This window comes from Chryseobacterium tagetis (genome assembly GCF_016735585.2).
Classification (GTDB): Bacteria; Bacteroidota; Bacteroidia; order Flavobacteriales; family Weeksellaceae; genus Chryseobacterium; species Chryseobacterium tagetis.
This window is the reverse complement of sequence record NZ_JAERSE020000001.1, coordinates 1,070,355-1,083,866: the sequence shown is the minus strand read 5'-3', so window position 1 is coordinate 1,083,866 and position 13,512 is coordinate 1,070,355. Positions and strand designations below refer to the sequence as shown.

The window sequence follows — 13,512 nt, the reverse complement described above, 5'->3', positions numbered from 1 at the left end:
AATCATTAAATCTTTTAATTTTTAAATTTAAACAAAATGGCAGTATTCGTATACGCAGAAAATATAAACGGAGTTTACAAAAAAGCAGCTTTTGAAGCAGTTGCTTATGCTAAAGCGATCGCAGATCAGGCTGGTGAAACAGTGACGGCGATCTCTGTAAACCCAACAGATTCTTCAGATTTATTATACAAATATGGAGCATCAAATGTGATTAACATCAAAGACGAAGGGTTGAAAAGTTTCTCAGCTAAAGCTTATGCACAAGCTGTAAGTGAAGTGGCAAACGGAAATATTATAGTTTTCCCTCACACAACAGATGCTTCTTCTATCGCTCCAATGTTGGCGATCATGAACGGACATTCTTTAATTACCAATGCAATTGCTGCTCCGGAAAGTCTTTCTCCTTTTCAGGTGAAAAGAAAATCTTTCTCTGGAAAAGGTTTTATGCATGCAAAAGCAGAAGGAACGGCTGTAATTATTACAGTTTCTCAAAATGCTTTTGGTGTTAAAGAAAATGCTGTTTCTGGTTCAGAAGAAGTTAAAAATCTTTCAGTAGCTAACGAAGATACAAAAGTGATTTCTCACGAGCAGAGTTCAGGGAAATTAGACTTAAAAGAAGCTGAAATCGTAGTGTCTGCAGGAAGAGGATTGAAAGGTCCTGAAAACTGGGGAATGATTGAAGAATTAGCAAACGTTTTAGGTGCTGCTACAGCTTGCTCTAAGCCGGTTTCAGATATCGGTTGGAGACCTCATACAGAACACGTAGGGCAGACAGGAAAAGCAATTTCTCCGAATCTTTATATTGCAGTTGGTATTTCTGGGGCTATTCAGCATTTGGCTGGAGTTAACTCTTCTAAAACAATCGTAGTAATCAACAGTGATGCAGAAGCTCCGTTCTTCAAATCAGCTGACTACGGTGTAGTAGGAGATGCTTTCCAGATTATTCCTGCACTAACAGAAAAAATCAAAGCATTAAAAGGATAAAATTAATAGTGAATTTGATTTAGAAGTCAATGATGAAAATTAAACTTCGAAAGTTCAGATAATTCACGATTTACAAACCTTCAAAATACAGATAAAAGCTCGGCTTCCGGGCTTTTATTTTTGTCTAAAAAAGTAAAAACAACTATGAAAAATTAGTTTATATTTGTAGTTATGGATTATAAACAGCTAATTATTCGCGGAATATCGTACAGCCAGACCCAATCAGGAGCGTACGCATTGTTATTGGAACATGAAGAAACACATATAAAATTACCTGTTGTTATAGGAAATTTCGAGGCACAATCCATTTCTCTTGGTCTGGAGAAAGATATTCATCCGCCTCGTCCTCTTACACATGATTTATTCACAAAATTTATCGTATCGGCAAATTATGAACTAGTCTCTGTGATCATTTATCAGATTGTAGACGGCGTTTTCTTTTCAAATATCAACTTTAAAAACAAAGCGACGGAAGAAGAATTAATCCTTGATGCCAGAACTTCTGATGCAGTCGCAATGGCGGTGAGATTTGATGCTCCTATTTTTACAACACAGCAAGTATTAAATGAAGCTGGAATTCTTCTTGAACTTGAAGAAGTGGCGAAAGAAGAGCAATCGTTTTCAGAAACAGTTTCTACAGAAGATAATTTGAAATCGGTTTCTATGGAAGAGCTTCAAAAATTGTTGGAAGAAGCCGTAAAAGAAGAAGATTATGATACTGCCTTAGAGATTCAGGAAGAAATCAAGAGGAGAAAAAAGAAAATTGATTAAAAGAGATATTTTATACTGACTTATGAATTTAAAATTACGTCTGACCATTCTGAATTTTCTTCAGTTTGCAGTTTGGGGAGCTTATCTGACATCTATGGGGAACTATTTAGGCTCTGTAGGTTTGGGTTCTAAAATAGGATTATTCTATGCGATGCAGGGAATTGTTTCTATTTTTATGCCGGCAATTATGGGGATTATTGCAGACCGATGGATACAAGCACAGAGATTGCTGGGAATTTGTCATTTACTTGCTGCCGGATTCTTGATTGCTGCCGGATACTATGGAATGTCAGCTGGAAATAATGTAGACTTTACAAAACTTTTTACTTTATATAGTTTAAGTGTGATGTTTTACATGCCTTCAATTGCGCTGTCAAACTCAGTAGCTTATACTATTCTGGTGAATAATAACTATGATACCATTAAAGCATTTCCTCCAATCCGTACTTTTGGGACGATTGGGTTTATTTGTGCTATGCTTTTCGTAGATTTTACAGGATATCAGAATAGTTATTTTCAGTTTTTTGTTTCCGGAGTTTTAGGGATTGCTTTATTTTTGTATTCCTTCACGCTACCTCAGTGTCCGGTTAATAAAAGTGATGAGAAGAAAAGCCTTTACGATGCCTTAGGATTAAAAGCTTTTAGCCTGTTTAAAGATAGAAAAATGGCAATTTTCTTTATCTTTTCTATGCTTCTTGGAGTTTCACTTCAGATCACAAACGGATATGCAAATCCATTCATCACAAGCTTTAAAGATATCCCTTCATTTAAAGAAACATGGGGCGCCAATCATGCGAATGCACTGATTTCGCTATCACAGGTTTCAGAAACAGTATGTATTCTTTTGATTCCGTTCTTTTTAAAGAGATTTGGTATTAAAAAAGTAATGCTGATGGCAATGTTTGCCTGGGTTTTAAGATTCGGATTATTTGGACTTGGAAATCCTGGTGGCGGAGTCTGGATGTTTGTTCTGTCTATGATTGTGTATGGAATTGCTTTTGACTTTTTCAATGTTTCAGGATCTCTTTTTGTGGATAAAGAAACCGATAAAAGTATACGTTCAAGCGCACAGGGAGTATTTATGATGATGACCAATGGTTTCGGAGCAACAATTGGAATGTTGGGAGCTCAGGAAATAGTAAATCATTATGTCTTTTCTCAGACAGATCCTGCTTTACAGCTTGCAGGATGGGAGACATCTTGGTATATTTTTGCTGGTTATGCATTGGTTGTAGCAGTGTTATTTGCTGTTATTTTTAAACATAAGCACAATCCGGAAGAGATTGCTGATGTAAAGCATTAAAATTATAGCATTGATAATTAATAGATTAAATTGCACTTTCAAAAAAGTGCAATTTTTTTTGTCTTTCAGGCAACCCTTTAAAAAACATCACGTCTTATAGATAGAAACAGATACATGAAGAATTTAGAAGAGAGTTTTAAACTGGCAAAAAAACAGGATCGAAAAGGGCAGAAAGCTCTTTACGAAATGTTTTCGGCAAAAATGCTGGCCATTTCAAATTCTTATGTCAATAATCTTCATGATGCGGAAGATATTCTGATGAATTCTTTTTTTACCTGTTTTTCAAAAATTGATGACTGTAGAGAATGGAAAAGCTTTCCGTTTTGGTTTAGGAAAATTGTGGTCAATAATTCGATAAATTTCATCAGGAAAAGCAAAAATATACTGTATACAGATGTTGAAATAAATGAGATTGGAACTATTGATGAAGATTGGGAAGAAGAAGCAGAGGAAATCAATATGAATGAAATTTTTGCTAAAATGCCGGATGGATACAGATTGATTTTCAACTTATATGTTTTTGAAGAGAAAAAACATTATGAAATTGCAGAAATTCTTAATATTTCTGAAGGCACAAGCAAAAGCCAGCTGAGTAAATCTAAGAAATGGATTGCAGATTTTTTAAAACAAAAGAAAGATGAAAAACAATACGCTAAATAAATTAAAATCCGGCTACGAAGAGCTCGAAATACAGCCTTCTTCCGATCTTTGGGACAGATTGGAAAGAGAGTTGGATGAAAAGCCTGAAATCATATTAAAACCATCTTTTCATGGGTGGAAATATGCCGCGGTTATTGCTCTTTTAATTTCTTTGGGAAGTCTGCGTTATTTTAATTCAGATTCTCATTCTCAAACCGATATCATAAAGATTACTCAAAAAACGTCGGAAAATGTTCTGAAACTCGAGGGAAAACAAGAGAAAACGATGGTTGCAAATGAAAATAATCTGGAAAACCGGCCTTCTTTTCAAACAGATAAAAATAATAAGCGCCCAAATTATTCTTCAGATAAAGAAAACCTATCTGTAAGAATAGAACAACCTGAAGAAATACTTCTGACAGAGAAAAAAAATACAACCACAGAAGCTCCGGTAAGTTTAATTGAAAAACAAGAACTAAATCCTGTAAAACCTCTCTTAGCCGAACGAAAAAAAACATCTTATATAAGCGCAGATGATTTGCTTGTTGGAAGAGAATTGGATAAAACCAGAGAAGAAAGTTACAATGACCAACGAAAATTCGGAGTGATTGATATGAGCAAAATAAAAATTAAAGGTCCCAATTCTCTAAAAATCCTTGGATTTACGGTTATTTCAGATTCAGTGAAGACGAAATAAAATTAATCAGAAACCGATCATTATTAAATCAAAATCGTCCTTAAAAAATCCGGACGGAAGTAAAATATTGCCTAAAAATGAAAAAATATAACATGAAAACAAAACTTGCTTTACTCTCAGCTGTACTGGCATTTTCTTATGCCAAATCTCAGGAAAGACCTTATACGGATATTCAGATGCGTAACTATTCCAAAAAAATAGACAGTATTATCGTCTCAGAAAAAGCTAAAATGAATGATGAGCTGGATGCACTGGATAAAACATTTAAAGAAAATAAGCTCTCTTCAGAAGAAAAACAGAAACAGCGAACAGAAGTAGCAAAAAAATATGAAGAGATCATTAACGATAAAGTAGACCATCAGAAAGTTGCTTTGGAAGAAGCCACCAAAGAGCTTGTAAAAAACTCGGTAATGGGAAAAGGAAAGGTTTTCGATAGGGTCGGATTTACACAGAACAATGCGGTTTTGAGCTTAAGAGACAATAAAAAAACAAAAAAAGAACTGTTGAAAGGAGATGATTTTAATATCTCTTTCGGTTTTACCAATCTTACCAAATCTGCCGGTTCTCTGGCGTTGGGAAACAGTTCATCTGAAGCGATGTTCGGAAGATCTACTTCTCTTGTTTTCGAATACCGTGCTACGAGGCAATTTGGAAAGCTTACTTCGCCTGTGTTTTATAGAATCGGTTTAGGATTGAGAACTGATACATATAAAATGGCGGATTCTAAAGTGGTAGTTCAGCAGGATCGTCAGCTATCTTTGGAGGATTTTACGGCCGGGTATTTGAGAAATTCAAGAATTATTAATAATTATATTACAGTTCCTGTTGACTTTGTTTTTGTTCTTAATCCTAAATATACCACTGAAAATAATGAAAAGATGCTGGATAATTCCAAGGGAAATTTTAGAATTTCAGCAGGAGTTTACGGAGGAGTAAGATATCTTTCTCAGAGTCAGATTCTTTATAAGAATTTTGAAGACCATAAAGTTAACTACCGAGAAAACATTAATGGGTCTGTAAATAACTTTCTTTTTGGTGGGAAACTATCTTTAGGATATGGAGCTTTAAATGTATTTATAAAGAAAGATTTTACTTCGATTTTTAATGATAATGCCAAGATAAATAATAAATATGGGATTCAAATTGGTTTAGAATTGCTTTATATTAATTTTTAAGTTAACAAAAATTAATATGTTTTATTATGAATTATTTAAATTTATTTTAAAAATTTTATTATTAATAATTGATTGTTTATAAATAACAGGTTTTTAGAACACACTGATTTTAAGTGTGTTTTTTTTTGTATTTTGGCACTTTAAGAAATATGAAAAATATTCAATTAGGAGGGTTAATTTTAGTGATTATCGGTAGTTTTTTGCCCTTAGTTCATGTTCCCATTATTGGAAATTGGAATTATTGGAAGCTTGATCATTATTTAGCCATTACATGCTGGATTTTATCCGCTTGTGCTGTTTTCGGTATTGTAAATAATAACATAAAAATAGGGAAAATCTTCGGAATTCTATTATTGCTGTTATTCTGCTTCACCTTATTTGCCATTAGATTTCAGTCGCTGGAATATTTCAGCTTTTTACCATTTAAATCATGGAGAGAAACATTTGCAGGCGTGGTTACATTAAAATGGGGCTGGATTGTAGAATTTTTAGGCGCTTTCTTAATGATTTTGGTTAAAAACAATACGAAGAATTAAAACATATATAACCGAAAGGTTCAAAAATTAATAAAAAATAAAAGTATAGACATGAAAGAAGTATTCATTGTTTCCGCAGTAAGAACCCCTATGGGAAGTTTTATGGGAAGCTTATCTACAGTTCCTGCTACAAAATTAGGATCTGTGGCTGTAAAAGGAGCATTAGATAAAATTGGTCTTGACCCGAAACTGGTTCAGGAAATCTATATGGGAAATGTTCTACAGGCAGGTGAAGGACAGGCTCCGGCTCGTCAGGTTGCTTTAGGAGCTGGACTTTCTATTGAGACTCCATCTACTACGGTAAACAAAGTTTGTGCTTCAGGAATGAAAGCGGTTTCTATGGCTGCACAGGCAATTAAAGCAGGTGATGCAGACGTAATCGTTGCAGGAGGTATGGAAAACATGTCTTCAGTTCCTCACTATTATAATGCAAGAAATGCGACAAAATTAGGAGATGTAAAAATGTTGGACGGAATGGTTCTTGACGGACTTACAGACGTTTATAACAAAGTTCATATGGGAGTTTGCGCAGAGAAATGTGCTACAGACTACAACATTACAAGAGAAGATCAGGATAATTTCGCAATCGAATCTTACAAAAGATCTGCAAAAGCTTGGAGCGAAGGGAAATTTGCTGAAGAAGTAGTACCGGTTTCAATTCCTCAAAGAAAAGGAGAACCTGTTATTTTTGCAGAAGATGAAGAATATAAAGCAGTAAACTTTGATAGATTGCCGACACTTCCTACAGTTTTCAAAAAAGAAGGAGGAACAGTAACAGCAGCAAACGCATCTACGCTTAATGATGGTGCTTCAGCTTTAATCCTTGTTTCTAAAGAGAAAATGGAAGAATTAGGTCTTAAGCCATTAGCAAAGATCATTTCTTATGCTGATGCTGCACAGGCACCTGAAGATTTCACGACTGCACCTTCAAAAGCTCTACCTATTGCCCTTAAAAAAGCAGGATTAGAACTTACAGATATCGATTTCTTCGAATTTAACGAAGCGTTCTCTGTGGTAGGATTGGCAAACAATAAAATCTTAGGATTAGATGCTTCAAAAGTAAACGTAAACGGAGGAGCGGTTGCTCTTGGTCACCCACTGGGAAGCTCAGGTTCTAGAATCATTGTTACTTTGATCAATGTACTAAAACAAAACAATGCTAAATATGGTGCTGCAGCGATCTGTAATGGAGGAGGCGGTGCTTCGGCTATCGTTATTGAGAATATGTAATATTTTTTTTAAATAGTAGATAAAAACTCGGAAAGCATAGCTTTCCGAGTTTTGTTTTTAGATTATTGGAATAAAACAAGCCAAAATACAGCCTGAAAAACCTTCGAACTTTAACTTAATAATAAAATTTCGCCGAAAAAAAATAAAAACTCCCGAATATTCAGAGGTTTTGTTATTTTTGTGCTACTAATACTTTTTTGAAATGTCTGAAATTGAGAATCCACAACCTCAAATTATAAAGAATAATCCTAAAATAATGAAAGCCTGGGCAGTCTATGACTGGGCAAATTCAGTATATTCACTGGTCATTACATCTGCAATATTTCCTATTTATTATACCATTCTTACGACGGCTTACAATAAAAAAGAATATGTTCCCGAAGCAAAAGAAATTCAGGAAATTCCGGTGAGAAATATGATTAAAATATTTGGGGATGCCTATGAACCAGAAGCGATTTTAAGCTTTTCCTATGCTATTTCATTTATTTTAGTGGTGTTTTTATCACCATTTCTTTCCTCTTTGGCAGATACCATCGGGAATAAAAAATCCTTTCTTCAGTTTTTCTGTTATCTGGGAGCGACTTCCTGTATGGGATTAGCAATGTTTACAGGTATGGAAAACATATTCTTAGGATTACTTTTCAGTATTACGGCCAGTGTCGGATTTTGGGGAAGTTTAGTGTTTTACAATTCATTTTTACCGGATATTGCAACTCCTGAAAAACAGGATGCACTTTCTGCTAAAGGATATATTTATGGATATATCGGTTCCGTTGTATTATTAATTATCTGTTTAGTGTTGATTCAGATGGTTGCAAAAGGTCCGGAACAAGCTAAAATATACATAAGAGTAAGCTTTTTGTTAACAGGAGCTTGGTGGTTTGGTTTCTCACAATATACATTCAAACACTTACCTCAGTTTGGAGATGTAAAAGAAAAATTGCCTAAAGATTTAGTACTTTTAAACTATAAAAACATCTTTAAAAAGCATGAAGAACAAGGAGGCTTTTTTGAAGTATTAAAGGATAATTTCAGTTTTTATAAAGACATTGCTAAAGAAAGTTTCAAAGAACTTTTTAGAGTGGGGAACAAGCTTTTTTCAGATAGAGGGCTAAAATTCTTCCTGTCTAGTTTTTTCTTTTACAGTGTAGGAATGCAGACCATTTTCTTAATGGCAGTGCCTTTTGGAAGTACTGTTATTTTCCCGAAAGAAGCAGACAAATACAAACTGATCATTACCATTTTGGTTATTCAGATTATCGCGATCTTCGGAGCTTTTCTCTTCTCAAAACTTTCCAAAAAGATTGGAAACAAAAATGTAATTACTATAGCCGTAATTATCTGGATTATCTGTTGTTTATCAGCGTATTCATTAAACAAAGAAAATCCTAATCTTCAGCTTCAGTTTTATGGATTGGCAGGTTTAATAGGTTTGGTAATGGGAGGTCTTCAGGCGATGTCGAGATCTACATATTCTAAACTTCTTCCAGAAAACTCGATGGAAAACACAACCTATTTCAGTTTTTACGATGTGCTTGAAAAAATTGCGATCATTTGTGGAATGCTTATTTTCAGTGTGTTTATCCAGAAATTTCATAACATGCAGTATGCGTTCATCACAATGTCAGCGTTTTTTGCGGTAGGAGCTATTCTTATAAGATTTTTAAAATCTAAGATCTAATCGAGTATGGCTTAAAATTTGTTAATATTCAGCAGAATTATAGTAACTTTGCATAAAGAAACATAAATAAAGTTTTAAAATTGTTTTAAAGAAATGACAAACCCTTTATTCTACGCAAAAATAATTTTGTTCGGTGAATACGGAATGATTGAAGATTCCCAAGGTTTGGTAGTACCTTACAGTTTTTATAAAGGAACTTTAAAATACTCTGATCTTGCTTCAGAATTTGAAAAAAAATCAAACTATCATCTACAGAAATATTCAGATTATTTAGCTGATTTAAGCTTTTCAGAAGACTTTAAGCTTGATATTGACCGTTTTAAAAATGATATTTCTAACGGACTTTTTTTCGATTCTAATATTCCACAAGGATATGGAGTAGGAAGTTCAGGAGCTTTGGTAGCAGCTATTTTTGAAAAATATTCAGTTGAAAAACTTAATCCGGAAACGATTTCCAAAGAAAATTTAAAGAATCTAAAGGCCGTTTTTGGAGAAATGGAGAGCTATTTCCATGGAAAAAGCTCAGGAATGGATCCTTTGATTTGTTATATGAATCTTCCGATTCTTATTGAAAATAAAGAGAATTTAGACAAAGTGGCTATTCCGGAAGGTCAGGCTGGAAAAGGAGCTATTTTCTTGATAGATTCAGGAATTACAGGTGAAACAGGACCTATGATTCAGATCTTCTTCGAAAAAATGAAGACAGAAGGTTTCCGTAAAACATTGAAAGAAGAATTTATACGCTATAATAATGCCTGTATAGAATCTTTCCTTAAAAAAGATATGAATCCTTTCTTTAGAAACCTTAAAAAGCTTTCCCATTGGGCGTATGAACATTTCCGTCCGATGATTCCTGAAAGTATTTTTAATATCTGGAAAAAAGGATTAGACTCTAATGCCTACTATCTGAAACTTTGCGGAAGTGGTGGCGGAGGATATATTCTAGGCTTTACCCAAGACTACGAAAAAGCTGAAAAAATGCTTGACGGCTTCCAAAAAGAGGTGATTTACAGATTTTAAACATCCTGGAATGAATTCTGAAAAAGAAACTTTCCAACAGAAAAATTATATTCAGAAATCTTTATTTTACAGATTTTCACAATTTGTGGGCTTTCTTTTAGGAGCTCGCTTTTTTGTTGCTGCTCTGCTTACATTTGCCTTATATGTTTCTACGTTTTTCCTTTTCAATCAGGACGAAAACTTCAGAAAATTCGTCTTTGATTTTAAGGTTCATGGCATCATTTTCTGCACAGTACTTACCATTCTCGCAGGAGGAATTATCAATCAGTTCTATGATTTTGAAAAAGACCATGTAGTAAAACCATTCAGAACCAGAATCCAAAGCTTCATCAAACAGAAATACTTTTTATATGCCTATCTGTTTTTAAGCATCCTTTCTTTGGGAGTTGCCTGGTTGATTTCCCATAGAGTATTTTTATTTTTTGTGGTTTACCAATTCTTTATGTGGTTTTACAGTCATAAGCTGAGTCGTATTTTAATATTAAACAATCTCACTTTTGTAAGCCTTACACTCTATCCTTTCTTTGGAATGATGGTCTATTACGGAACCTTTTCAAAAAAAGTATTGTTGATGGCAATCTTTCTGTTTCTTATCCTTTTATGCATTGATATTGTAAAAGATACTTTAACGAAAAGTGTAGACAATGCATTTGGATACATTACCATTCCGAACTATTTTAAAAGTAAGAATACAAAAATCATTATCATTTCATTGCTTATCATTACGATGGCGGTTTCCATGAAACTGATTACCCGTACAGGGATTTCCGGCTTTATGGCCTACTATTTTACAGGAGGATTATTCGTATTCATTCTTTGTATTTATCTTCTGCTGAACCATTCAAGAAAAAGTAAATTCCTAACACTCAATATCTTGAGATTTTGGGTTTTTGTAGGAATTATCGCTATGCTTTTAAACGGAATAGAAGGTAAATTATAGAAAAAAATCTTTAAAAAAACTCAGGTTATGCTTACCTTTGCAGAACCCTAAACTATATAATTGTAATGCCCATTTTTAACGATACTAAAGTTGCATTTGCAGATAAATCTGACGCACAGTTAAAGAAAGCGTATTGGATGTTCAAAATGATTGAGCAGCCTTCACTCACTAAAATCGGAACTTCTGTTCTTAATTTTACCGTTCATAATGACTTTCCTTTTGTTACCGGAATTGTAAAAAACACATTGTTTGAGCAGTTTTGTGGTGGTGAAACCCGTGAAGAAAGCATGAAAGTGGTAAAGCAGTTGTTCAAAAGAGGAGTAGGAAGTATTTTCGATTATTCAATTGAAGGTAAAGAAGATGAGGCAACTTTCGATGCGGTTTGTAAAGAGATTAAAGATATTGTAAGATTTTCGGTAGGAAATCCTGCGATTCCTTTTATTGTTTTTAAACCTACTGCTTTCGGTAGAATCGATTTATATGAAGCGGTTGGTAAAAATGCAGAGCTTACTTCCAGCCAGAAAGAAGAATGGGAAAGAGTCGTAAGAAGGTTTGATGAAGTATGTAAATTATGCCATGAAAATGATAAAAAAGTAATGGTAGATGCAGAAGAAACATGGATGCAGGATGCAGCAGATCATTTGTGTGAAGAAATGATGGAGAAGTACAATCGGGAAAAACCTATTGTTTGGAATACCATCCAGATGTACAGAACCGGAAGATTGGAATATATGGAGGAAAATCTTCAGAGAGCAAGAGAAAAAGGATACTTTATCGGATATAAAATTGTTCGTGGTGCTTATATGGAAAAAGAAAGAGCCAGAGCAGCAGAAAAAGGATATGCAGATCCTATTCAGCCAAATAAAGAATCTTCAGATAAAAACTACAATGCAGGAATTGATTTTGTCATGAATCACTTAGATAAAGTTTCTGCCTTCTTTGGAACGCACAACGAGATCTCTTCCGAGCTGATCATGGATAAAATGAAGGCTAAAAACCTTGAAAACGGGAATGCTCATGTATATTTTGGGCAGCTTTACGGGATGAGTGATAATATTACATTCTACCTGTCTGATAAAGGCTATAATGTAGCAAAATACCTTCCTTACGGGCCTGTAAAAGATGTAGTTCCTTACCTTACAAGAAGAGCTCAGGAAAATACCTCTGTTGCCGGACAGACAGGAAGAGAACTTGGTCTTATTAAAAAAGAACTGGAAAGAAGAAAAGGGAAATAATCTTTTCTTACTTTAAAAAATAATAAAAGCTCTACAAGTTTTGTAGAGCTTTTTTATGGTTACTGAATAATAATGGAGTATAACTAGTAAAAGTATTTAAAATGTATATAAATAACATTGTAATTAGTTTTTTATTGTTTATTTAATATTTATTTTGTACATTAGTTGTTCATCACGAAAATAAGTAAGATGATTGCAACATTTTAACAAAATAAGCTAAAAAATATAAAGCGCTAGCTTTAGTTTCTTCTCAAATATTTTTTTAACCTGGTCTTTCCCCTTGATCAGGTTTTTTATGGCTCGAAACTTTCAAATTTCCCATTTTCGTAGAAGATAACAATTCGTTTTATCTTACCTTGTTGATTTCCAGTTATTTGATTTATATTCTGCTGATGCGAATTCTCTAATCTCTGAGAATCGGATATTTTTTCCTGTACTGTACTTTGATGCGGTATAAACGATTCTCCAAGACTTGGTTTTGGAGTGATTATTTCAGGTTCTTCAGTTCCGAAATCTTCGTCATTGTTCATCATCGTGAAAAGATCGGGAAGGGAAGTAGGCTTTGCTGTTTCCTCTTCAATTTTTTCTTCCGGAGCTTCTTCCGTTTCGTGCAGATCAGATTTCAGCATCTTGCCTTCACCTGTTACCAGCCAATCCCAAAGAATCTCCGGAAAGCTGGATTTTATTTTTATGATAAATTCCAAAGAAGGTTTGTTTCTTCCCGAAGTGATATGGGAAATGGAAGAACGCTGCACATCTATTTCGTCTGCAAATTCAGAAGGCGTAAGATTGGAATATTCTATAACCTTGGAAATTCTCTCGTTTAAACTCATAAAACAGGTTTTAAATAACTTTACAAATGTAAAAATAAAGTTTACAACTATGAAATACAAATGTAAACAATTTTAAACTTATTGACAATACATTTGTAAACATTAATAATACACTAATAAACAGCTATTTACAATGTTTATAAAATTAAACTATGATTTTTAATAAACAAATTTTCCCCAAAATTCACTTTTTTACATTCTATTTCGAGTAAAAGATGAAATAAATGTGATAATAGCTATTGGTAAGATACTGGATTCGGTAAAGATCCAATTAATGGCCTATTAAAAGCTTTTACAGGTAATATTCTTCCTTTTGGGGTAGGAGATAGTGTAAACCACTGATTACATTACTAAATTCAACTATAGAGCTTTATAATTAACGGATATATTACCTTTAAACAACTACTTTCAGGTGTTTTTTGACTTTAATTTCATTGGGTAATATTTATTCATTGAATTGAACATCTT

13 protein-coding genes are annotated in these 13,512 nt (G+C 33.8%); 12 read left to right on the top strand and 1 reads right to left on the bottom strand.

Translation table 11 applies throughout. The features are described from left to right. The first annotated feature begins 36 nt into the window (after positions 1-36). The 12 genes from JI747_RS04840 to JI747_RS04785 all read left to right on the top strand — a co-directional run bounded on the left by JI747_RS04840 (position 37) and on the right by JI747_RS04785 (position 12,211). Complete coding sequence (locus tag JI747_RS04840) at positions 37-984, top strand: electron transfer flavoprotein subunit alpha/FixB family protein (RefSeq protein WP_225686662.1); 948 nt, start codon at positions 37-39, stop codon at positions 982-984. Positions 985-1,155: 171 nt separating this feature from the next. Next, positions 1,156-1,755, top strand: coding sequence for a bifunctional nuclease family protein (locus JI747_RS04835; RefSeq protein ID WP_225686661.1), 600 nt, complete (start codon positions 1,156-1,158; stop codon positions 1,753-1,755). A 22-nt stretch (positions 1,756-1,777) separates the two neighbouring features. After that, positions 1,778-3,058, top strand: a complete 1,281-nt coding sequence (locus JI747_RS04830) for an MFS transporter (RefSeq protein ID WP_225686660.1) — start codon at positions 1,778-1,780, stop codon at positions 3,056-3,058. 114 nt (positions 3,059-3,172) lie between these two features. Next, complete coding sequence (locus tag JI747_RS04825; protein WP_225686659.1) at positions 3,173-3,718, top strand: RNA polymerase sigma factor; 546 nt, start codon at positions 3,173-3,175, stop codon at positions 3,716-3,718. Then, the gene (locus tag JI747_RS04820; protein ID WP_225686658.1) at positions 3,696-4,394 is read left to right on the top strand and encodes a hypothetical protein; all 699 of its coding nucleotides are present in this window, start codon (positions 3,696-3,698) and stop codon (positions 4,392-4,394) included. The genes JI747_RS04825 and JI747_RS04820 overlap by 23 nt, the downstream gene beginning before the upstream one ends. A gap of 92 nt (positions 4,395-4,486) precedes the next feature. Next, positions 4,487-5,569, top strand: a complete 1,083-nt coding sequence (locus JI747_RS04815; protein ID WP_225686657.1) for a hypothetical protein — start codon at positions 4,487-4,489, stop codon at positions 5,567-5,569. A gap of 149 nt (positions 5,570-5,718) precedes the next feature. Next, positions 5,719-6,105 carry a hypothetical protein gene (locus tag JI747_RS04810; protein WP_225686656.1) on the top strand — a complete coding sequence of 129 codons (387 nt, stop codon included), beginning with the start codon at positions 5,719-5,721 and terminating at the stop codon, positions 6,103-6,105. A gap of 51 nt (positions 6,106-6,156) precedes the next feature. Beyond that, positions 6,157-7,335: an acetyl-CoA C-acyltransferase gene (locus JI747_RS04805; RefSeq protein ID WP_225686655.1), complete on the top strand. Its 1,179-nt coding sequence runs from the start codon at positions 6,157-6,159 to the stop codon at positions 7,333-7,335. Positions 7,336-7,537: 202 nt separating this feature from the next. Continuing rightward, positions 7,538-9,016: an MFS transporter gene (locus JI747_RS04800; RefSeq protein ID WP_225686653.1), complete on the top strand. Its 1,479-nt coding sequence runs from the start codon at positions 7,538-7,540 to the stop codon at positions 9,014-9,016. Positions 9,017-9,109: 93 nt separating this feature from the next. Beyond that, positions 9,110-10,036 (top strand): mevalonate kinase family protein, encoded by a 927-nt coding sequence (locus JI747_RS04795; protein ID WP_225686650.1) that lies wholly within the window; start codon positions 9,110-9,112, stop codon positions 10,034-10,036. 10 nt (positions 10,037-10,046) lie between these two features. Continuing rightward, on the top strand, positions 10,047-10,976 hold the full coding sequence (locus JI747_RS04790; RefSeq protein ID WP_225686648.1) for a UbiA family prenyltransferase: 930 nt from the start codon (positions 10,047-10,049) through the stop codon (positions 10,974-10,976). A gap of 65 nt (positions 10,977-11,041) precedes the next feature. Further along, positions 11,042-12,211 (top strand): proline dehydrogenase family protein, encoded by a 1,170-nt coding sequence (locus JI747_RS04785; protein ID WP_225686646.1) that lies wholly within the window; start codon positions 11,042-11,044, stop codon positions 12,209-12,211. A gap of 293 nt (positions 12,212-12,504) precedes the next feature. On the opposite strand, the gene JI747_RS04780 is transcribed toward JI747_RS04785, so the two are convergent. After that, positions 12,505-13,044, bottom strand: a complete 540-nt coding sequence (locus JI747_RS04780; RefSeq protein ID WP_225686644.1) for a helix-turn-helix transcriptional regulator — start codon at positions 13,042-13,044, stop codon at positions 12,505-12,507. Positions 13,045-13,512: the final 468 nt, after the last annotated feature.

What these genes read in the sequence shown, in the direction of transcription:
- JI747_RS04840 (WP_225686662.1), top strand. Translation starts at nt 37, where the DNA reads ATGGCAGTATTCGTATACGCAGAAAATATAAACGGAGTTTACAAAAAA.
- JI747_RS04835 (WP_225686661.1), top strand. Translation starts at nt 1,156, where the DNA reads ATGGATTATAAACAGCTAATTATTCGCGGAATATCGTACAGCCAGACC.
- JI747_RS04830 (WP_225686660.1), top strand. Translation starts at nt 1,778, where the DNA reads ATGAATTTAAAATTACGTCTGACCATTCTGAATTTTCTTCAGTTTGCA.
- JI747_RS04825 (WP_225686659.1), top strand. Translation starts at nt 3,173, where the DNA reads ATGAAGAATTTAGAAGAGAGTTTTAAACTGGCAAAAAAACAGGATCGA.
- JI747_RS04820 (WP_225686658.1), top strand. Translation starts at nt 3,696, where the DNA reads ATGAAAAACAATACGCTAAATAAATTAAAATCCGGCTACGAAGAGCTC.
- JI747_RS04815 (WP_225686657.1), top strand. Translation starts at nt 4,487, where the DNA reads ATGAAAACAAAACTTGCTTTACTCTCAGCTGTACTGGCATTTTCTTAT.
- JI747_RS04810 (WP_225686656.1), top strand. Translation starts at nt 5,719, where the DNA reads ATGAAAAATATTCAATTAGGAGGGTTAATTTTAGTGATTATCGGTAGT.
- JI747_RS04805 (WP_225686655.1), top strand. Translation starts at nt 6,157, where the DNA reads ATGAAAGAAGTATTCATTGTTTCCGCAGTAAGAACCCCTATGGGAAGT.
- JI747_RS04800 (WP_225686653.1), top strand. Translation starts at nt 7,538, where the DNA reads ATGTCTGAAATTGAGAATCCACAACCTCAAATTATAAAGAATAATCCT.
- JI747_RS04795 (WP_225686650.1), top strand. Translation starts at nt 9,110, where the DNA reads ATGACAAACCCTTTATTCTACGCAAAAATAATTTTGTTCGGTGAATAC.
- JI747_RS04790 (WP_225686648.1), top strand. Translation starts at nt 10,047, where the DNA reads ATGAATTCTGAAAAAGAAACTTTCCAACAGAAAAATTATATTCAGAAA.
- JI747_RS04785 (WP_225686646.1), top strand. Translation starts at nt 11,042, where the DNA reads ATGCCCATTTTTAACGATACTAAAGTTGCATTTGCAGATAAATCTGAC.
- JI747_RS04780 (WP_225686644.1), bottom strand. Translation starts at nt 13,044, where the DNA reads ATGAGTTTAAACGAGAGAATTTCCAAGGTTATAGAATATTCCAATCTT.